17 protein-coding genes are annotated in these 18,681 nt (G+C 59.8%); 8 read left to right on the forward strand and 9 right to left on the reverse strand.

Going from position 1 to position 18,681, the window contains the following annotated elements; all coding sequences use genetic code 11:
* Window positions 1-24 precede the first annotated feature (24 nt).
* The 4 genes from JZI28_RS13150 to JZI28_RS13165 form a co-directional block, all read right to left on the reverse strand.
* Complete coding sequence (locus JZI28_RS13150) at window positions 25-1,080, reverse strand: 2-dehydropantoate 2-reductase (RefSeq protein WP_375697884.1); 1,056 nt, start codon at window positions 1,078-1,080, stop codon at window positions 25-27.
* Window positions 1,077-1,664, reverse strand: a complete 588-nt coding sequence (locus JZI28_RS13155; protein WP_375700101.1) for an isochorismatase family protein — start codon at window positions 1,662-1,664, stop codon at window positions 1,077-1,079. The genes JZI28_RS13150 and JZI28_RS13155 overlap by 4 nt, the downstream gene beginning before the upstream one ends.
* Window positions 1,665-1,804: 140 nt before the next feature.
* A complete protein-coding gene (gene argF / locus JZI28_RS13160) occupies window positions 1,805-2,731 on the reverse strand; it encodes an ornithine carbamoyltransferase (RefSeq protein WP_295446888.1) in 927 nt (308 codons plus the stop codon).
* A gap of 108 nt (window positions 2,732-2,839) precedes the next feature.
* On the reverse strand, window positions 2,840-4,021 hold the full coding sequence (locus JZI28_RS13165) for an aspartate aminotransferase family protein (RefSeq protein ID WP_375697885.1): 1,182 nt from the start codon (window positions 4,019-4,021) through the stop codon (window positions 2,840-2,842).
* 357 nt (window positions 4,022-4,378) lie between these two features.
* Here JZI28_RS13165 and JZI28_RS13170 point away from each other — a divergent pair, with 357 nt between their 5' ends.
* Window positions 4,379-5,302: a DMT family transporter gene (locus tag JZI28_RS13170; RefSeq protein WP_375697886.1), complete on the forward strand. Its 924-nt coding sequence runs from the start codon at window positions 4,379-4,381 to the stop codon at window positions 5,300-5,302.
* Here JZI28_RS13170 and JZI28_RS13175 read toward each other — a convergent pair.
* Entirely contained in the window at window positions 5,292-6,122 is an 831-nt protein-coding gene (locus JZI28_RS13175; RefSeq protein WP_375697887.1) for an ABC transporter permease, read from the reverse strand. The two genes, JZI28_RS13170 and JZI28_RS13175, sit on opposite strands and share 11 nt — an antisense overlap.
* 161 nt (window positions 6,123-6,283) lie before the next feature.
* Here JZI28_RS13175 and JZI28_RS13180 point away from each other — a divergent pair, with 161 nt between their 5' ends.
* Both JZI28_RS13180 and JZI28_RS13185 read left to right on the forward strand, forming a co-directional pair.
* Window positions 6,284-6,880, forward strand: coding sequence for a GcrA family cell cycle regulator (locus JZI28_RS13180; protein WP_295446896.1), 597 nt, complete (start codon window positions 6,284-6,286; stop codon window positions 6,878-6,880).
* 171 nt (window positions 6,881-7,051) lie between these two features.
* Window positions 7,052-7,894, forward strand: a complete 843-nt coding sequence (locus tag JZI28_RS13185) for a hypothetical protein (protein ID WP_375697888.1) — start codon at window positions 7,052-7,054, stop codon at window positions 7,892-7,894.
* Between the two features lie 117 nt (window positions 7,895-8,011).
* Here JZI28_RS13185 and JZI28_RS13190 read toward each other — a convergent pair whose 3' ends face one another.
* Window positions 8,012-8,542, reverse strand: a complete 531-nt coding sequence (locus JZI28_RS13190) for a YHS domain-containing (seleno)protein (protein WP_375697889.1) — start codon at window positions 8,540-8,542, stop codon at window positions 8,012-8,014.
* Window positions 8,543-8,837: 295 nt separating this feature from the next.
* On the opposite strand from JZI28_RS13190, the gene yghU reads away from it, so the two are divergent.
* A complete protein-coding gene (yghU, locus tag JZI28_RS13195) occupies window positions 8,838-9,719 on the forward strand; it encodes a glutathione-dependent disulfide-bond oxidoreductase (protein WP_375697890.1) in 882 nt (293 codons plus the stop codon).
* A gap of 306 nt (window positions 9,720-10,025) precedes the next feature.
* On the opposite strand, the gene JZI28_RS13200 is transcribed toward yghU, so the two are convergent.
* The gene (locus tag JZI28_RS13200; RefSeq protein ID WP_375697891.1) at window positions 10,026-10,832 is read right to left on the reverse strand and encodes an SseB family protein; all 807 of its coding nucleotides are present in this window, start codon (window positions 10,830-10,832) and stop codon (window positions 10,026-10,028) included.
* Window positions 10,829-11,419: a uracil-DNA glycosylase family protein gene (locus tag JZI28_RS13205; protein WP_375697892.1), complete on the reverse strand. Its 591-nt coding sequence runs from the start codon at window positions 11,417-11,419 to the stop codon at window positions 10,829-10,831. The genes JZI28_RS13200 and JZI28_RS13205 overlap by 4 nt, the downstream gene beginning before the upstream one ends.
* Before the next feature lie 349 nt (window positions 11,420-11,768).
* Between JZI28_RS13205 and JZI28_RS13210 the strand changes: the two genes are divergently transcribed.
* The 4 genes from JZI28_RS13210 to JZI28_RS13225 are packed head-to-tail and all read left to right on the forward strand — an operon-like array spanning window position 11,769 to window position 16,446.
* A complete protein-coding gene (locus JZI28_RS13210) occupies window positions 11,769-12,428 on the forward strand; it encodes an ABC transporter ATP-binding protein (protein ID WP_295446906.1) in 660 nt (219 codons plus the stop codon).
* The gene (locus tag JZI28_RS13215) at window positions 12,406-14,091 is read left to right on the forward strand and encodes a capsule biosynthesis protein (RefSeq protein ID WP_375697893.1); all 1,686 of its coding nucleotides are present in this window, start codon (window positions 12,406-12,408) and stop codon (window positions 14,089-14,091) included. The genes JZI28_RS13210 and JZI28_RS13215 overlap by 23 nt, the downstream gene beginning before the upstream one ends.
* A 3-nt stretch (window positions 14,092-14,094) precedes the next feature.
* Window positions 14,095-14,928 (forward strand): 3-deoxy-8-phosphooctulonate synthase, encoded by an 834-nt coding sequence (kdsA, locus tag JZI28_RS13220; protein ID WP_375697894.1) that lies wholly within the window; start codon window positions 14,095-14,097, stop codon window positions 14,926-14,928.
* Window positions 14,929-14,949: 21 nt separating this feature from the next.
* Complete coding sequence (locus JZI28_RS13225) at window positions 14,950-16,446, forward strand: phosphomannomutase/phosphoglucomutase (RefSeq protein WP_375697895.1); 1,497 nt, start codon at window positions 14,950-14,952, stop codon at window positions 16,444-16,446.
* A 279-nt stretch (window positions 16,447-16,725) separates the two neighbouring features.
* Here JZI28_RS13225 and JZI28_RS13230 read toward each other — a convergent pair whose 3' ends face one another.
* Complete coding sequence (locus tag JZI28_RS13230) at window positions 16,726-18,663, reverse strand: AsmA family protein (RefSeq protein WP_375697896.1); 1,938 nt, start codon at window positions 18,661-18,663, stop codon at window positions 16,726-16,728.
* Between the last annotated feature and the right edge of the window lie 18 nt (window positions 18,664-18,681).

Below are 18,681 nucleotides of genomic sequence, written 5' to 3' on the forward strand. Positions count from 1 at the left end.
CGTCGGACTAATCCCGACCAAAGGCTAGATCTGGCCGGGCTGCAGTTTTGGCAGTCCGGCCTTTTTCATTTCCGCCTGCCGGATCAATTGTATCACCACATCGCAAACCGGCGTGGCCACACCATGGGCCTGACCCAGGCGCTGGATTTCGCCCTGCAGCGCATCCACTTCGGTGATCCGCCCCTGCATCAGGTCCTGCGCCATTGAACTGCGCGCGGTTGGATCAATTGTCAGCATCTGGGCCGCAATACGGGTAAAGGCCCAATTGGGCAGGCGCAGGATATGCGGGGTCATCCAGACGGGCAGCGGTGTCGTCGACACCGGGCGCAGGCCCGCCGCCTGCATCACCCGCAGGGCCTCGGCTATTTGATCGGCCATCAACCGTCGCCAATGACGACTTTGCAGCTGCGTCATCAAAGGCTGACCCGAAAGGGCATTCAGAGCGTTATTGAGATTGATCAGCAGCTTGCCCCATTGCACTCCAGTTATATCCTCAGTCTCCCCCACCGGCAGTCCCGGCACCGACAGAAACCGGCCCAAATGCCCGCGGCCTTTGGCGATCAGGATCTCCCCAGATGAGGCCCGGTGATATCCGGGCTGCGCGGATGCAGCCCCTGCCGCGCCTGGGGTCTCTGGTGGCTCTGCAGGCCCTGTCGGGACCACATTAAACGGCACCATCGCAGCGCGCAGATCCCGCCCCGGCAACATCTGGCGCAACAGCTCCACATTTGTCACCGCATTTTGAAAGCTGAGCACCGGCGCATCTGGAGGCGCATATTGGGCAATCAAACGCCCCATGGCTGCGGTGCCATTTGATTTCACCGCGACAACCACCAGATCGGCCTCTGCCAAAACAGCAGGGTCTTCGCTACACCGCAGCTGCCGCGCCTCAACCTGCTGCTCCAGCCCGGCGTAATCCGTCAGCAGCAAACCGCGCTGCGCAATAGGCATCAAGATACGGCCACGTCCCAGCAACGTGACGCTATGGCCGGCCGCCGCCCAAAGCCCGCCACAAAAGCAGCCAATAGATCCGGCACCGGCAATCACGATACGCAGTGATTTCGCCCCCTGGCCGCTCATACGACAGCGGGCAGCCGGGCGAGGACCTCTTGGCTTGGCAAGACCTCTCCGAACCCCGCTGCCAGAGCTGAAAGCGTCACCTCCAACACCACCTCTGCATCCAGATCACCGCCTTTGCGGGCGGGCATGGCAAAAGCGATAAGCGCGTCTTCGACAACCGAGACTCCAAAGCCCAGGTTGGCCGCAGAGCGCGCAGTGGAGTTGACGCAGAAGGCCGCGACACCGCCCACAATCACCAGATTGCGGATGCCACGGGCCTGCAGCGCCTCTGCCAATCCGGTGCCAACAAAGCCGGAGGAGCCGGTTTTCCAAAACACCGCCTCGCCCTGTTGCGGCACGGCGCAGGGCATGGGCTGGCCCGAGGACAGATCGCGGCGAAATTTGCTCTCGGCGCGGGGATCATCATGCATAACATGCAGTACCGGCAGGCCAGCACCGCGAAACCCGGCCAGAAGTTGGGCAATGTTGTCTTCCGCATCCGGGTTGGCCCGCGGACGCCCCGCGGCGGTGGCATTTGCCATCTCCATCTGCATATCCACACTCAAGAGAGCCCAGCTTTGATCCATCTGCTGCGGTTGATGCATGTTCACAATAAAACCCTCGCGCTGAACTGAATAACGCGAGGGTTGCAGAAGTTTTTCAAAATGACCAGTCCCCTGTCACGCCCTATGTACGTGCATGCGGCGTCTAGGACACCGGCCAATGGGTCGAGGACAGCGCCGGATTAAACTCCGAGGCACCAACGCATGACGGCTTTTTGCGCGTGCAGGCGGTTTTCGGCCTCATCAAAGATCACCGACTGCGGGCCATCCATAACTGCCGAGGTCACCTCTTCTTCGCGGTGCGCGGGCAGGCAATGCATGAACAAAGCGTCGGGTTTGGCGTGTGACATCAGCTCCTCATTGACCTGATAGGGGCGCAGCATGTTATGGCGCCGCTCTTTCGAGGACTGGCTGTCATGCATGCTGACCCAGGTATCGGCCACCACCAGATCGGCGCCTTCAACCGCTTTGACGGCGTCACGTTCGATCACCACTTTGGAGCCTGCCTGACGGGCCAGGCCGACAAATTCGTCCTCCGGGTCCAGCTGCGACGGACCGGTGAAGGTGAGGTCAAACCCAAATTTGGCTGCCGCATGCAGGAAAGAGGCGCAGACATTGTTGCCGTCCCCGGCCCAGACAACCTTTTTGCCTTTGATCGAGCCGCGATGCTCCTCGTAGGTCTGGATATCCGCCATGATCTGGCAGGGGTGGGTGCGGTCGGTCAGCCCGTTGATCACCGGCACCGAGGCATATTCAGCCATCTCGTGCAAAACCGCCTCGTCAAAGGTACGGATCATGATCAGATCCACATAGCGCGACATCACCCGTGCGGTATCGGCAATGGTCTCACCATGGCCCAGTTGCATGTCCTTGCCAGACAGGACCATGCTCTGACCGCCCATCTGCCGCACCCCCACATCAAAGGAAATGCGGGTCCGGGTGGAGGGTTTTTCAAAGATCAGCGCCACCATCTGGCCAGCCAGGGGCTGTTCATCATCAGCCATGCCTTTGGGGCGGCCCTGGCGTGCCTGTTTCATCACCTTGGCTTGGTCAATAATGGCGTGCAGATCTGCGCCGCTGGTTGTGTGAATATCAAGGAAGTGGTTCATAACATGTCGCTTTTTTGGTTACGTGTGGGGCAGTCAAACGACGGGGGCTGCCTGCCCCCGCACCCCCGGGAATATTTAGGGAAAGATGAATGTCATCCTGGCATCTGTTCAACCGAGCGTTTGCTCCACCTGGGTGGCGGCCTTGTCCAGGCGGGAGATGGCCTCGGCGATGTCCTCTTCACTGAGCGTCAGAGGCGGCAGCAGGCGGATCACATTGTCGGCGGCAGGCACGGTGATGACCTGATTGTCATAGCCGGCCTGCACCACATCCATGTTCGCAGCCTTGCATTTCAGCCCCAGCATCAACCCAGAACCGCGCAGCTCTTCGAACACCTCCGGGTGCGCAGCCACCAGACCGTCCAGGCGCTGACGCAGCAGACCCGCACGACGGTTCACATCCGCCAGAAAATCCGGCGCCATGACCTCTTCGATCACCGCGCAGCCAACGGCGCAGCCCAGCGGGTTGCCGCCATAGGTGGAGCCATGGGTGCCTGCGGTCATGCCCGAGGCCGCCTCTTCGGTGGCCAGAACCGCGCCAAGGGGGAAGCCGCCGCCGATGCCCTTGGCCACCATCATGATGTCGGGTGTGATGCCCGCCCATTCATGGGCAAAAAGCTTGCCGGTCCGGCCCACACCGCATTGCACCTCATCGAGGATCAGCAGAATGCCTGCGTCATCACAGATCTGACGCAGCGCCTTCATTTCAGCATCGGGCACCGGACGAATACCGCCCTCGCCCTGCACCGGCTCGATCAGCACCGCCGCCGTTTGATCCGTTATCGCATTGGTCAGCCCGTCCATATCGCCAAAGGTGAGATGCACAAAGCCCGGCAGCAACGGGCCAAAGCCCTTGACCATTTTTTCCGTGCCAGCCGCGGCAATGCCCGCAGAAGAGCGACCATGGAACGACCCGTCAAAAGTAATGATCTCTACCCGTTCGGGCTGGTCCTTCTCATAGAAATACTTGCGCGCCATCTTGACCGCCAGCTCGCAGGCCTCGGTGCCGGAGTTGGTGAAAAACACCGTATCAGCAAAGGTGTGCTCCACCAGCAGATCCGCCAGCTTTTCCTGCTGCGGGATCTTGTAGAGGTTGGAGACATGCCAGAGGTTCTGCGCCTGGGTGCTCAGCACCTCGACCAGTTTGGGATGGGCATGGCCCAGCGCGTTGACAGCGATGCCAGAGCCCAGATCCAAAAATCGGCGCCCGTCCGCCTCGAACAGCCAGGAACCTTCGCCTTTTACGAACTCCAGCGGAGCACGGTTATAGGTGGGCAGTACGGACGGGATCATTGGATCATCCTTTTTGGAAAGTTAAGGCCAAAGCAGTGCATGAGCAGGGCCTGAGGGTCAATAATGAGAGATTGGTTTTGTGCCAATACGCCGCAAAAGCGCAAAAGCCATAGATCAAAGGTGCCGAACTACGCCAGCAAATTACGCCAATCGGCGTCGGCGTCGCAACAAAGGGATATGCGTAACTTTGATCATAGGTAGGCTCCATATCGGAGCATTTGACATAAAGAAACCCCTTTCCGCCAGCAAGACCCAACAATTTGACCTCCCCCTCGCAGGGCTATCGACCTGGCCACGCCTCTGCCCTAGCTGCGATAGCTCTTGCAAATGCCTGCCAGTCAGCGCAGCAGAGACCCCATGAGCATCACACCCCCACAGAACCCCCGCCTTGCGGCTGCGTTGATTATTCTAGCGACCGTTTTTATTGCTGCGACCACGCTGTTGGCCAAGGCCCTGGGCACTGAGGCTTTGGGGCCTGCGCTACACCCTTTGCAAATCAGCCATGGACGGTTTTTATTCGCCTTCCTGGTGATTTCCATGGCTGTGAGGGCAATGCGGTTCAAATTGCGACCGCCGCAGTGGCGGTTGCATATCGGGCGCACCAGCTGTGGCTGGCTGGGCATCACGCTGATGTTCGCCTCGGTGGCCTATGTCCCGCTGGCGGATGCCACGGCGATTGCCTTTCTAAACCCGGTTTTTGGCATGTTGCTGGCGATCCCGCTGCTCGGCGAACGGGTTGGTCCCTGGCGCTGGGGGGCCGCAGGCATCGCCCTGGTGGGGGCCATGATCCTGTTGCGACCAACGCCGGACAGCTTTCAACCGGCGGCTCTTTTGGCGTTGGCGGCCGCGACCATCATGGGGCTGGAGCTGATATTTATCAAAAAGCTCGCCGGGCGCGAACGCCCGCTGCAGGTTTTGTGGTTCAATAACGCTCTGGGAATGATGATAGCCAGCGCAGCGGTTTTGCCGGTCTGGCAGGCGCCCACCGCGCTGCAATGGGGGGCTTTGGCGGCGCTTGGCACCCTGATGGCCTGCGCCCAGGCCTGTTTTATCAATGGTATGGCGCGGGCCGAAGCCTCATTTGTGGCGCCATTCAGCTATGCCACGCTGATCTTTGCCACGCTTTATGATTTTATTGGTTTTGGCGTGATCCCGGATTGGATCACCCTCATCGGAGCCGCCGTTATCCTGTCAGGAGCTGCGATTCTTGCCTGGCGCGAGGGGCGGCACCCCTCCGTGAAAGCACCAGGCATCGTGGAAAAGGGCTCTCTCACGCCTTGAGCCGGTAACCGCTGCGCAGCATGGCCCAGGCCAGTAGGCAGATGGCAAAACTCGCCCCGGCGCAGATTGCCATGCCAACAAAAGGCGCCCCGTCAGAGGTGCCGATCATGCCAAAACGCAGCCCATCAATCAGGTAGAACACCGGGTTCACCTGCGCCAGGGCGTGCAGAACGGGTGGCAGCGCATTGATCGAATAAAAGGTGCCGGACAAAAACGCCAAAGGCGTGACAATGAAATTGGTAATCGCCGCCATCTGGTCAAACTTATTGGCAAAAATCCCGGCAACGATACCCAGCCCGCCCAAAAACAATGCCCCCAAGACGATGAAAACAAGGGCAATCAGGGGATGCGTCGGAACAATTTGCAGCACCACAGCCAGCCCCACCGCAATCCCGCAGGCAACCATAGTGCCGCGCACAACCGCGCCGGCAAGATAGCCCAGCAGGATCTCCAGCCCAGAGAGCGGCGGCATCAGGGTATCAACGATATTGCCCTGCACCTTGGAAATCACCAACGACGAAGAGGTATTGGCAAAGGCGTTCTGGATCACCGTCATCATCATGATGCCCGGCGCCAGAAAATGCAGAAAGGGCACCCCCATGACATCGCCGCGTTTGGGACCAATGGCGAGGTTGAAAATCAACAAGAACAGAGCCGCTGTCACCAGTGGCGCCAGCAAGGTCTGGGTCCAGACCACCAGAAACCGGGTGATTTCGCGCTGCGCCAGCGTCTGCAGCCCCAGCCAGTTCACCCGTCCGAACCGGCGCTCACCGAGTGCATTCTGATAGCCCATCTGGCTGTTCGCCCCTTGCTCCGACATGATTTCCCCGCATTTGTTGTGCTTTCACTGCATAGCGCTTGGGTTCTGAGGCGCAAGGTCTCTTGTAACTCTCTGCCCATCGACTAAGATAGGGTCCTGAATACGGAACTCGATGGCGGCCGCAGAATTCTGGGGCCGCTATTAGCTTGGAAAGGCAACAGATGTCCTGGACAGACGATCGCGTCGAATTGCTCAAGAAGATGTGGGGCGAAGGTCAGTCGGCCAGCCAGATCGCAAAAGAACTGGGTGGGGTGACCCGCAATGCTGTGATTGGCAAGGTGCATCGCCTCGGCCTGTCCAACCGCGCCACCACCGGCGCCAAGGCCGCAGCCGAACCAAAAGAAAAGCCCGCGGCGGCTGCCAAACCGGCGCCCAAGCCAAAACCGCAGCCCAAGACCGAGCCCGCGCGCCCGGTAACCCCGGCGCCTGCGGCAGCGGCAGCGCCCGCATCGGATGCGCGCCCGATGGTGCCCGCACGCAAGCAGATCATCCCTGCAGGCCAGCCACTGCCACCGCAGCCCTCGGCCAACGAAATCAGCCCCGAAGCCCTGGCCAAGGTCAATGAGGTCGAAAAGAAGGCCAAGAAGCTGTCGCTGATGGAGCTGACCGAGCGCACCTGTAAGTGGCCCGTTGGCGACCCCGCCACCGAGGATTTCTGGTTCTGCGGCCTGCCGGTGCAACAGGGTAAGCCCTATTGCGAGGCCCATGTCGGCGTTGCCTTCCAGCCCATGAGCGCCCGCCGCGACCGCAAGCGGTAACACGCAGCCGCCGCACTGGCTGTTCGAGTTTGACTATCCAGCCCTGCTCCTTTTGGGCGCGGGGCTTTTTTATAAAAATCAGCCATTAAGCTGCACAAACCATCGCCATGGGACTTTGCCAAGGCTGCTCTGCCATAGGCAACGGCGATAGCGTGCTGCTACAAGGACAAGATGCATCAGCCACCTTTGGAAAAACCGGTATTCCTGCTGGGTGTTGGCACTCAAAAGTCCGGCACGTCCTGGCTGCATTTGCAGCTGCAAAACTCCCCCAAGACCAATATGGGGTTGCTAAAGGAGTATCACATTTGGGATGCGCTTTTCATCCCCCATTTTGCGCATTTCCGGGCGCAAGACCCACAGCCTAATCACAGATGGCTGGACGCCGATTTTGCAGGTTTCAATGCACAACAATTGAAATTTGCGATGCAAAACGTCGAGGGCTTCTATGAAAGCTACTTCCAGACCCAGGTAACCGGATCTGCAAGTATCACTGGCGATTTTACCCCGTCATATTCCGGATTGGCGGCAAAAGACTTTGCCCTTATCCGCAGCCGTCTGGAGGCTGCAGGCTTTGCCGTAAAGGTCATTTTCCTGATGCGTGACCCGGTTGCGCGCAACTGGAGTTCCTTACGCATGCGGCGCGCCATGGCCCAGGCGCAGGGCGAACAGATTTCTGATCAGCAGCTCCTAGCCAGATTCAAACCCTTCTATGAGAGCGCCGAAAGTTTAAGCCGAACCAGATATGACCTGACGGTTGAACGTCTAAAAGAGACCTTTGACTGCCACCAGCTATACTTTGGCTTCTATGAGAACATGTTTGAGGAACCCTCACTCGCGTCCTTGATCAACGTCTTGGGGATCGCGCGTACCGACCTGGATGTGGACCAAAAAGTAAATGTTTCAAACCGCCTAGAGCTTCCTCATGAGCTGGCCGCTGAGTGTCGGTCATTCTACAGCGGTGTTTATGACTATTGCCGGTCCGAGTTCCCTGTTTCGCAAACGCTTTGGAGATAAGCGTCAGGTCAGCCGCCAACCTGGTCTCAGCGCGGCGCCAACACCAGGGCAATTACAGCAAACCAGACCGGGTCACTGCGCAGGTTATCAGCGCCCTGGTAGTCGCAGCCCAGGCAGTCACTGCCCAGGTGCGCTGGAGGTGAAATTGGGGATAGGTCTACCCGAAGCCTCCTTTGGCTCGATCCCTGGCCAGTTGCCTTCGGCGAGATTGATGTTTCCGCCAATATCCTCTTCCCAAAACCCAACAACGTTTTTGGTGATGTTGAGGTAAAGCCGATCGTCAACAATGCGCCACAGGTTGGGGTTGCCGGGCACCTTACCGCCCTTGGAAACACCATAGGCGCAGTGACCGTCATATTGCGGCACAAAATATGCAGGGTTTTCGAGGAATTTGGCCCGGTTTTCTTCACTGGCAAAGGCGAATTTGGCGCCATTGTATTCTGCCGTGATATCAGCCCGCCCGGGGATCGCCGCCGCCTGCGGCTGTCCAACAGCACTCTGTTCGAGGCTGCGATAGGCCACAACGTCGTAGCCGGACACCGCAAAACCGGTCTGATCGACAAACTGCGGCCCGGCAAAGACTGGTCCGGTAAAGACGGGCAGGCCAAAACTGATGGCCGCAAGGGCCGCAAATGCAAATCGCTTCATCTGTGTCACACTCCTGAGTTAGATTACCGTCTGACTTCAGACGTCCGAAACATCGGGCGGTCTCTGCCCCACAGCCCCGTTGAGAATCAAACTAGCCCGTTGTGCACAGCCGCGAAACTGGGCTCACGCGACTGTGTTTGAACAGCGCAATTGCGTGAACACGCAAAAAGTTGCGGCGATCAGACCTTCCAGTCATTGGAATTTTGGACAAAGCCCCTATTCTCAGTAGACATCGCGCATGGGCGCAGGGCGTCGCGCGCCTCTTACACCACTAGCAAAGACAGGGCTCCTTCAGATGAGTGATACAACCTATACCCCGCCGCAGGTTTGGACTTGGGAAAAGGACAACGGTGGGCGGTTTGCCTCGATCAACCGTCCGATTGCCGGGGCGACCCACGACAAGGAGCTGCCCGTGGGCAAGCATCCGTTCCAGCTTTATTCGCTGGCCACGCCCAATGGGGTCAAGGTCACGGTGATGCTGGAAGAGCTCTTGGAAAAGGGCCATTCCGGTGCCGAGTATGATGCCTGGTTGATCAATATCGGCGAAGGTGACCAGTTTGGCTCAGGCTTTGTGGAGATCAATCCGAACTCCAAGATCCCCGCCCTACATGACCTGAGCGGCGAGGCGCCGCTGCGGGTGTTTGAATCCGGCTCCATGCTAGTGCATCTGGCCGAAAAATTTGGCGCATTCCTGCCCAAGGACGGTGCGGCGCGCACCGAGGTGATGAACTGGCTGTTCTGGCAGATGGGCAGCGCCCCCTACCTGGGCGGCGGCTTTGGCCATTTCTACGCCTATGCCCCTGAAAAGTGGCAATACCCTATCGACCGTTTTTCCATGGAAGCTAAACGTCAGCTTGACGTACTGGACCGCCAGCTGGCCGAAAACACATTCATCGCGGGCGACGACTACAGTATCGCCGATATTGCCATCTGGCCCTGGTATGGCCAGCTGGTGCTGGGACGCCTTTATGAGGCAGCTGAGTTCCTGGATGTGGAAAGCTATACCAACGTGATGCGTTGGGCCAAAGAAATCGACGCCCGCCCTGCGGTCAGCCGTGGCCGGATGGTGAACCGGGCCTTTGGCGCGTTGCATACCCAACTGCGTGAACGCCATGACGCAGGTGATTTCGACACCCGGACCCAGGACAAACTGGAACCTGCCGAAAGCGACAGCTGACCCCAGCAAAGGGAGGGCTCCCGCCCCCAGGCCTCTTTTGGCCAAGGCCAAAAGAGGCAGCTGGCGTTGGGCCCGGCACTGCGCGCAAGCGCGCAGTGCTGCTAGCGACATACGGCGAAGCAATGCATACTGGCGCTCTTGTTGAATAAAGCGACGCCCCATCCCCACGCGCGCGCCGCGCTTTGCGCGGCGCTGGGCCCAACGGGAAGAGCCCTGTAAAGGGCGATGACGGGCGGGAGCCCCCCTTTTGCCTTTCCGCGCCAAGGCCCGTTGGGCATAGGCGTTTGTTAAGGCGGGGAAGAGGGATTATTTTAGGATCGGCGGCTTATCCGGGTCGCTGCCTGGAATGACCGGCTGATAGATCTGTGGCTCTTCCAGCTTGGGCAGATCAAATCGCAATCCGACGCGCGCCAGGCTGGCAGCCATTGGATCGGAAGCCGCAAAAAATCCAACATCCAATGCACCGGCCTCAATCCCGGAGAACGTCAAAGCTTCACTGGCCGCCTGCGCCAGTGCCGCCTCGGCCTCTGGCTGCGCAGCAACAAAGCCCAGCAGATGTCCCTGCCCACCGCCCCTGTAGCGCAGCGACACCAGATAGGCGGCCGTGGCCAGTCCGGCAGCTGTCGCCAGTTTTACATCCAGAGCGCTCAGCAATACTTCTGGCAGCCCGGCAGGTGGCAGGAGCTCTTCGATCGCGGCTTCCACCTGATCCGGTGCATTCTGCAACGTCTCCTGCAGCCAGCCCACTGCCTCCGCGGACAAGAGCGTCGACGAGGGTGCCACCTCCAGGTTCACCCCCAGGCCAATACCCTGCCCGGCCAGCATTTCAACCACGCCGCGCCCGGCAAGCCCCGCATAGGGCACTGCGTCACCGGCAAACTGAGCCAGCCGGTCCTCGCGGTCAAACACCAACACAAATCGCCCATCGGGGGTTTCAAACAATTCTGGCGAGATCCTGTCGCCTTCCGGCTCTTTGCTCAGCATCATGAACAGCTCGCTATCGGCCAGGCGTTCATAAAACCGCAGCCGGGCCGCGCCATCCTCCGGAGCCGCCTGCATCTGCGCATAGGCCCGGTCCAGCGGGGTGATGTCCTCTGGGGGTGTCTCACTCATTTCATCAGCTCCTTTACCCGCCCCCGAAGCACCGGCAGCAGCTCGGCTTCGAACCAGGGGTTTCGTTTCAACCACCCGGTATTGCGCCAGGAGGGATGAGGCAAGGGAAAGACGCGCGGCGCATGGTCCCGCCAGGCCGCCACCCGCTGGCCAACCGGCATTTTGCCGCCCAGGTGGAAGGCCTGCGCCGGGCCGCCAATTGCCAGGGTCAGCGCCACATTTGGCAGGCTTATCATCACCCGGTTCCGCCAGGTTGCGGCACAGATCGGCGGCGGCGGCAAATCGGCATTTTGGGCGTTATAGCCGGGAAAGCAAAACCCCATGGGCACAATCGCCACCTGCTCCCGGTCATAAAACTCTGCCTCCCCAAGCCCCAGCCAATGCCGCAGCCGATCACCGGACGGATCGGTAAATGGCCGACCACTATTATGCACCCGCAGCCCCGGAGCCTGACCAGCAATCAGGATCCGCGCCGAAGGGGCAAACCAGACGACGGGGCGCGGTTGATGCTGGGTGTGGGTTGCGGCAAACTGGTCGGCGCAGATCCGGCAGGCTCTGATCTCGTCCCCTAGTTTTTCTGCCTGCACTGCCTTCTCCTCGCGTTGCCCGACCCTGCCAGGTTCTGGCGCACAGGACAAACCGCCCCTCACACCGGCACGCAACCCACCACTCCCATTGTTTCCAAAAGAAAAACAGTTAGAAAGCAGGCAATAAGACCGTTTCCAGTACAGTGAGCGCTGGATCTCACCAGAATGGTTAATCAATCCTTGAAGATTTATGCCATAATTCGACATAATAAAGCCAAAATCGGAACCCATACCCTTAACAATCATAGGATATTCCAGAAACGCGGGGGATCCGGCCGTCACTATGACTGGCAAACATCCCGCCTAGACCCGCCCCACTGGGGCAGCCGATGAAGCACCAGGACAAGCAATGCTTGAGTTTGAAAATGTCAGCAAGTCCTTCTGGACGGGAAGTCAGCGCAAGGTCATTCTTGACCAGGTGTCCTTTCGGGTTGAGCTGGGCAAATCTCTTGGCATCCTGGCGCCAAACGGCACCGGCAAGACCACGCTCATCAATATGATGGCTGGCCTGGAAAAACCTGACGAAGGCGAAATCCGGCGCGGCTGCAAGATCTCCTTTCCGCTGGGGTTTATGGGCGGCGTGGTCAATCGACTTTCGGCACTGGCAAATGCCCGCTACATCGCCAATCTCTATGGGCTGGATCCTGATTACGTCGAGGCCTATTGCCGTTGGCTCTGTGGCCTGGGGGAGTATTTTGACCAGCCCCTTGGCACCTATTCCTCCGGGATGCGGGCCCGGTTCAGCTTTTCGCTGATGCTGGCCCTGGATTTCGATGTCTATCTGATTGATGAGGGCATGCCGAGCACCACGGATGTGGAGTTCAACAAGAAGGCCGGGGCAATCCTGCAGGAACGCCTGCAAACCACCACCATCATCATCGTCTCGCACCAGGCCAAGACGCTGGAAAAATTTGCCAGCTCGGCGGCCGTTCTGCTGGACGGGAAACTCAATATGTTTGAAACCTTGGAAGAAGCGAAGCAGCTCTATGACTACGAAACCCAAGGCTAAAAAGTTCAGAATTCGCCGTAACCCAGCCTCTCCTGATGCCGGGTCCACAGGTGAGACTGCAGCCGCCCGCCCCATTCCGGCGCCCGATGCGCAAAGCAGTGCGGGCGCGGCCAGTGCCTCGGCCCAGCAGCAGCCAAATGGCTCTGCACAGTCCCCCAAGGCCGCCGCAGCCGCTGGCAAACCGCCCCTGTCCGGGCAGGTGAGCTCGGCGCGCGAAACCCGCCTTGAGACAGATATCGACGCCATCCGCCAAGAGGGGCTCACCGGGCGCCAGTTGCGCATGGCGCGGCGCGTGGCGCAAAAACATGATCTGCCTGCGACCTCGGATTTTGATGCCGTCCGCCTGCTGCGCGAAAAGGGCATAGATCCGTTCAAACGGGCCAATATGCTGGAACTGGTGGTGCCGCAAAACAAGGCACAGCCCGACAACACGCCAGCCGTGGGCCAGCCCGTGCAGCTGCCCCAGACTGTGCCTGCCGCAAAAACCAACCTGCCCTCAACCGAGCTCAGCCCTGCCCAGCGACGCCAGCATGAAATTTCCGAAATGCAGCGCGAGATCGCCGGACGGCGTCGTCGCAAGCTGGTCCTGCTCCTGGCGCGTCTGGGCTTTTTTGTCATGCTGCCAACCCTGATCACCGGGTATTTCTTTTATGCGGTTGCCACCCCGATGTATGCGACCAAATCCGAGTTTTTGGTGCTCAAGGCCGATGGCGCCGGCGCGGTCAGTGGCCTGCTGAGCGGCACCCAGTTTGCCACCAGCCAGGATTCCATCGCCGTGCAGGGCTATCTGCAATCCAAAGGCGCCATGCTACGGCTGGACGATGAAATGGGCTTCAAGGATCATTTCACCCAGGGCTGGATCGACCCCATTCAGCGGCTTGACCCCAATCCGACCAATGAACAGGCCTACAAGGTTTACAAGCGCAACGTCAAAATCGGCTATGACCCCACCGAAGGTGTGGTGCGTATGGAGGTTTCTGCCGCAGACCCCGAGGTGTCTGCCGAGTTTTCCCGCCGCCTGATCAGCTATGCCCAAGATGAGGTGAACCACCTGTCCGAACAAAAACGCTCTGATCAGGTCAGCGAATCTGAGGCGGCTCTGGAACTAGCGGAAAGCAAACGCCGCGAGGCGCAGCGGCATCTGGTGGAGCTGCAACAGGACGGTATGGTTCTGGACCCCGAGGGCGTCATCCTGTCGCTGCGCTCACAGATCAACACCTTTGAGGTGCAGTTGCAGCAAAAAGAGCTGGAACTGGCAGCCTTGATGGACAACACCCGCCCCAACCGCGCCAAGGTTGCCGGTGTCGAGGCCGACATCAATCGCCTGAGTACAGTGATCGAGCGGCTGAATGACCGGATGACCGATGCCTCGGAAGGCGAAAACTCGCTTGCCAATCATCGGGTGCAGATTCAGATGGCTCAGGCCGATCTCGCTACCCGTGATCTGATGCTGCAATCCGCCTTGCAACAAGTGGAATCCACCCGCATGGAGGCCAACCGCCAGGTCCGCTATCTGACCACCGCCGTTGCCCCCGTTGCCAGCGAAGAGCCCAGCTATCCGCGCAAATTCGAAAATACGATTTTGGCATTCCTGATCTTTTCCGGTATCTACCTGTTGTGTTCACTCACAGCATCCATTCTCCGGGAACAGGTTTCGTCGTAAGTCATGAAAAACATCCAAGTCGCCAACCTCACCATTGGCAATGATCGCCCCCTGACCATTCTCGCCGGCCCCTGCCAGCTGGAAAGCGCAGATCACGCCCAGATGATCGCCGGCACCCTGAAAGAGGCCTGCGACAAGGTTGGTGCGCAATATGTCTTCAAGGGCTCTTACGACAAGGCCAACCGCACCTCGATCAACGCCAAACCCGCCCTGGGGCTGGACGCGGGGCTAAAGGTGCTGCAATCGGTCAAGGATGAAATCGGCGTTCCGGTGCTGACAGACATTCACGAGGCGGACCATTGTGACCCGGTTGCCGCGGTGGTCGACATCCTGCAGATCCCGGCCTTTCTGTGCCGCCAGACCTCTCTTTTGCTGGCCGCCGGCCGCACTGGCGCGGTGATCAACGTCAAAAAGGGCCAGTTCCTGGCCCCCTGGGACATGCCCAATGTGGTGGCCAAAATCGAAAGCACCGGCAACAGACGGATCATGCTGACCGAGCGCGGCGTGTCTTTTGGCTACAACCGCCTGGTGGTCGATATGCAAAGCCTGCCTGAAATGGCCCGCACCGGCTATCCGGTGGTAATGGATGCCACCCATGCCGTGGCCCAGCCCGGCGGGCTGGGCGGTGCCTCGGGCGGGCAGCGCGAATTTGCGCCCATCCTGGCCCGCGCGGCGGTCGCAACCGGCATTGCCTCGGTCTTTATGGAAACCCATCAGGATCCGGACAATGCCCCCTGCGACGGCCCCAATATGATTTACCTGGATCAGATGCCCAAACTTATTGAAACCCTGATGGCTTTTGACGCGCTTGCCAAAGCCAACCCTATTTCTATCTGACCCCTCAAGGGATTTTTAAAGATGAAAAAACCAAGCTCCCCGGTGCAGCCGAACACCTGGAATTTTCTGCGCGACCCAATGATCACGCCAACCGGTTTTCGCGAATATGATGCACGCTGGAAATACCCCGAAGAAATCAACCTGCCCGGCATGACTGCCCTGGGGTTGGGTCTGGGAACCCAGATGCACCGGCGCGGCATCCCGCCGGTCATTGCTGTGGCCAATGACTACCGCGACTATTCCCTGGCCATCAAACAGGCGCTTATTCTGGGGCTAATGCAGGCGGGTATCCAGGTCAAAGACATCGGCCCGGCCGTATCCCCCATGGCCTATTTTGCCCAGTTCCACCTGGACGTACCAGCAGTCGCCATGGTCACCGCCAGCCACAACCCCAATGGCTGGACCGGCGTCAAAATGGGCTTTGAACGCCCCTTGACCCATGGCCCCGATGAGATGAGCGAACTGCGCGACATCGTGCTGAACGGCGAAGGCGAGGCCCGCGCCGGTGGCTCTTATGAATTTGTCGATGGGGTCAAAGAGGCCTATCTCGACGATCTGGTGGGTGATTTCAAAATGACCCGCAAGCTCAAAGTGGTCTGCGCCACCGGCAATGGCACCGCCTCGGCCTTTGCCCCCGAATTGTTTGAACGCATCGGCGTTGAGGTGGTGCCCAGCCACACAGAGCTGGACTACACCTTCCCCCACTATAACCCCAATCCCGAAGACATGGAGATGCTGCACGACATGGCCGACAGCGTAAAAGCCTCCGGCGCCGATATGGCGCTTGGCTTTGATGGCGATGGCGACCGCTGTGGCGTGGTGGACGACGAAGGCGAAGAGATTTTTGCCGATAAGGTTGGCGTCATCATGGCGCGGGATCTCAGCAAGATTTACCCCAATGCGACCTTTGTGGCCGATGTCAAATCCACTGGACTCTTTGCTTCGGACCCCGAGCTGCAAAAGAACGGCGTGACGGCGGACTACTGGAAAACCGGCCATAGCCATATGAAACGCCGGGTCAAGGAAATCGGCGCCCTGGCGGGCTTTGAAAAATCCGGCCACTACTTCCTGGCGGAACCGATCGGGCGCGGCTACGACTGCGGCATGCGTGTCGCCGTCGAGATCTGCAAACTGATGGAGCGCAATCCTGACATGTCGATGTCAGACCTGCGCAAGGCGCTGCCCAAGACCTGGTCAACGCCCACTATGTCGCCCTATTGTGCGGATACCGAAAAATACACCGTGCTAGAGCGGCTGGTGGCCAAACTGGTGGCCAAACATGAGGCCGCAGAACCCCTGGCAGGCCGCCGCATCAAAGAGGTGGTGACGGTGAATGGCGCCCGGGTGATCCTGGACAACGGCTCCTGGGGCCTGGTGCGCGCCTCTTCCAATACACCTAACCTGGTTGTGGTCTGTGAAAGCTCTGACAGCGAAGACGAAATGCGCGCCATCTTTGCCGATATCGACGCGGTCATCCGCACCGAACCCTTGGTGGGCGACTACGACCAGACGATCTAAGGCTGGGCCTCTTCTCAACGATGCCAAATGGTTTCCCCTGCCCTGCGGCAGGCGACCCGGGCCCGCCTCACGGCGGGCCCTTTTCTTTTCAAACCTGTCTCGCCGTGAGGCGAGCCCATTGAAATACGGAAACGGGGCCAAGATACCTAACCGCGAGATACGGGACCGAAAGGAGCAAAAGGCGGGTCCCTGCCCCTGCAAACCTGCCTCGCCCAAAGGGCGAGCCATTAGAGCAACGCCCCTCGTCGAACAGGCGAGCGGGGTCCGGCCAGGCGGGACTCAGTCCCCTCCCAGCAAGCGCAGCAACTGATCCTTGGCCTCTTGCTCGATGCGATCGCGGATCACCTGGTTCAGATCCTGTTCTGGGGTGACCTCCATATCCAACTCCTCGCTGAGCTTTTCGATCACCCGGTCTTTGGCTTCCTGCTCCACCGCATCAATCTCTGGCTGCAGGGCGTTTTTGAGATCCGGGCGAATTTTGGGATCTGCCCAGGGGCCGGTAATCAGCACCGGAATGGTCAGCCCCGCCGCCCCATTGAGGCCGGAAATGGTTGGCGCAAACCGGTAGTCCAGATCCTGCGCGCCCAGCCCGATCCGCCCGCTGCCATCCGCCCGGATGCCTTTTAGCGTCACCAGCAGATCCTGGTTCACCAGATTACCCTTTTCAATGGCATAGCTGCCCGACAGCTGGTCAAACACAGTACTGCCACCATTGCCCCGCCCGGAGCGCATCAGCTTTTCAAGGTCAAACCCAGTAAAAAACCCCTTGTTGACCTCCAGCCAGCCCTTGCCCGAGAGCGAGCGCATCAGTGCATCCAGGCTACCACCAGAGGCCAGATACTCCAGCTCGCCCAGCGCCTCGCCATTCAACCTGTCATATCCAGCCAGCTGCCCCAGGCCCTTCTCCAGTCGGATGCCGTTGAAACTCAGCTTACCGCCGACAGAAAACCCGTTGCGATTATTGGCCACAACCTGCCCCAACACCTGACCACCAAACAGCGCCGCAGGTTGCAGTTTCAGCACCCCGCGCGACCGGTCCAGAGTCAGCGACAGCTTACTAGCGCCAAACTCAAGCCCCGCCGCCTTCAGGCTGTTAAAACTCACCACGGCAGTGCCGTTGGCCAAGGCCAGCGCCGCGGCGTCAATGGGCTCCTTTGACCAACCAGAAGCCGCCACCTCAGAGCTTTCGCCCGCCGCCGCAGCTGTTGCGGCAGGGGTCAAACCAGGCACTGTCAGATCGCCACCATTCAGCTGCGCGGTGAATTGCGGCACATCTGAAAGCTCAACATCCAGGCCACCTTCCAGCCTATTGCCATCCAGATCCAACGCCATGTCGCGCAGCGCCAGGCGTCCATCGGTGGTATAGGTGGCATCAGCGCCGATCACCATTGCTTGCCCCAGCCCCTGCGGCAGCGCGATGCCTCTTTGGCCAAAGGCCGTCAAAAAGGCTTCCGTATCCGTGATCTTTGCGGTGACCCGCCCCGTTGCGGCGCCGGTCAGGTCAGCGCGCCCGTCAAAGCGCAGGCTGCCGCCGTCAGCCGCGACCGACGCCCCAACCGAAGAAACCGCGCCGTTCAGAAAGGCGGCAAAGCTGCCCACCTCGGCCTGCACCTGCAAAGGTGCCCCGGTCGGCCTAAGTGTCAGATCAACATTCACCGTGCCGCTGGGATCCGGCCAGCGCAGCACCATATCCACCGAAGACATCTCTACCGGCGCGCCCTTATGCGGCTGATAGCGCAGCGACGCTCCGGTCAGGGTCAGCTTTTCAATACTGATCGGCAAAGCCGCCGCCTGGGGTTCGCCAGCGCCCGCCGCCGCCGCGCCGTCGCTCTCGCCGCCCAGCACCCAATTGCCCCGGCCATCCGCGCGCTCCGAAAGGTTCAGATGCGGCAGCACCGCCGAAACCTCGGTCACCCGCACTTTGCCCCGCAACAGATCCCCAGCCGAGATGCCAATCGACAGGCGTTCGGCAGTCAGCATCGGCTCTGGCCCGGCCCAGTCCGCATTGGACAGCACCACCCCGTCCGATTTCACCCCCAGCATCGGCCAAAGGGTAAAGCGCACCTCGCCCTGAAACGTCAGCTTGCGCCCGGTCTGTGCCTCAAGCTGATCGGCGGCCAGCCCCGCGACCTTTTCGCCGGGCAGCATAAACAGCACCACCACCAAAACCACAAACGTCGCGATCAGTGCCCCCAAGATCCGCAAAATCAGCTTCATCTGCCCACTCCTCATGTC

Source organism: Pseudophaeobacter sp. TrK17, assembly GCF_042192375.1.
Lineage (GTDB): Bacteria > Pseudomonadota > Alphaproteobacteria > Rhodobacterales > Rhodobacteraceae > Pseudophaeobacter.

What these genes read in the sequence shown, in the direction of transcription:
- JZI28_RS13190 (WP_375697889.1), bottom strand. Translation starts at nt 8,542, where the DNA reads ATGAAGCGATTTGCATTTGCGGCCCTTGCGGCCATCAGTTTTGGCCTG.
- JZI28_RS13225 (WP_375697895.1), top strand. Translation starts at nt 14,950, where the DNA reads ATGAAAAAACCAAGCTCCCCGGTGCAGCCGAACACCTGGAATTTTCTG.
- kdsA (WP_375697894.1), top strand. Translation starts at nt 14,095, where the DNA reads ATGAAAAACATCCAAGTCGCCAACCTCACCATTGGCAATGATCGCCCC.
- yghU (WP_375697890.1), top strand. Translation starts at nt 8,838, where the DNA reads ATGAGTGATACAACCTATACCCCGCCGCAGGTTTGGACTTGGGAAAAG.
- JZI28_RS13230 (WP_375697896.1), bottom strand. Translation starts at nt 18,663, where the DNA reads ATGAAGCTGATTTTGCGGATCTTGGGGGCACTGATCGCGACGTTTGTG.
- JZI28_RS13200 (WP_375697891.1), bottom strand. Translation starts at nt 10,832, where the DNA reads ATGAGTGAGACACCCCCAGAGGACATCACCCCGCTGGACCGGGCCTAT.
- JZI28_RS13175 (WP_375697887.1), bottom strand. Translation starts at nt 6,122, where the DNA reads ATGTCGGAGCAAGGGGCGAACAGCCAGATGGGCTATCAGAATGCACTC.
- JZI28_RS13155 (WP_375700101.1), bottom strand. Translation starts at nt 1,664, where the DNA reads ATGCATCAACCGCAGCAGATGGATCAAAGCTGGGCTCTCTTGAGTGTG.
- JZI28_RS13150 (WP_375697884.1), bottom strand. Translation starts at nt 1,080, where the DNA reads ATGAGCGGCCAGGGGGCGAAATCACTGCGTATCGTGATTGCCGGTGCC.
- JZI28_RS13185 (WP_375697888.1), top strand. Translation starts at nt 7,052, where the DNA reads ATGCATCAGCCACCTTTGGAAAAACCGGTATTCCTGCTGGGTGTTGGC.
- argF (WP_295446888.1), bottom strand. Translation starts at nt 2,731, where the DNA reads ATGAACCACTTCCTTGATATTCACACAACCAGCGGCGCAGATCTGCAC.
- JZI28_RS13215 (WP_375697893.1), top strand. Translation starts at nt 12,406, where the DNA reads ATGACTACGAAACCCAAGGCTAAAAAGTTCAGAATTCGCCGTAACCCA.
- JZI28_RS13210 (WP_295446906.1), top strand. Translation starts at nt 11,769, where the DNA reads ATGCTTGAGTTTGAAAATGTCAGCAAGTCCTTCTGGACGGGAAGTCAG.
- JZI28_RS13180 (WP_295446896.1), top strand. Translation starts at nt 6,284, where the DNA reads ATGTCCTGGACAGACGATCGCGTCGAATTGCTCAAGAAGATGTGGGGC.
- JZI28_RS13170 (WP_375697886.1), top strand. Translation starts at nt 4,379, where the DNA reads ATGAGCATCACACCCCCACAGAACCCCCGCCTTGCGGCTGCGTTGATT.
- JZI28_RS13165 (WP_375697885.1), bottom strand. Translation starts at nt 4,021, where the DNA reads ATGATCCCGTCCGTACTGCCCACCTATAACCGTGCTCCGCTGGAGTTC.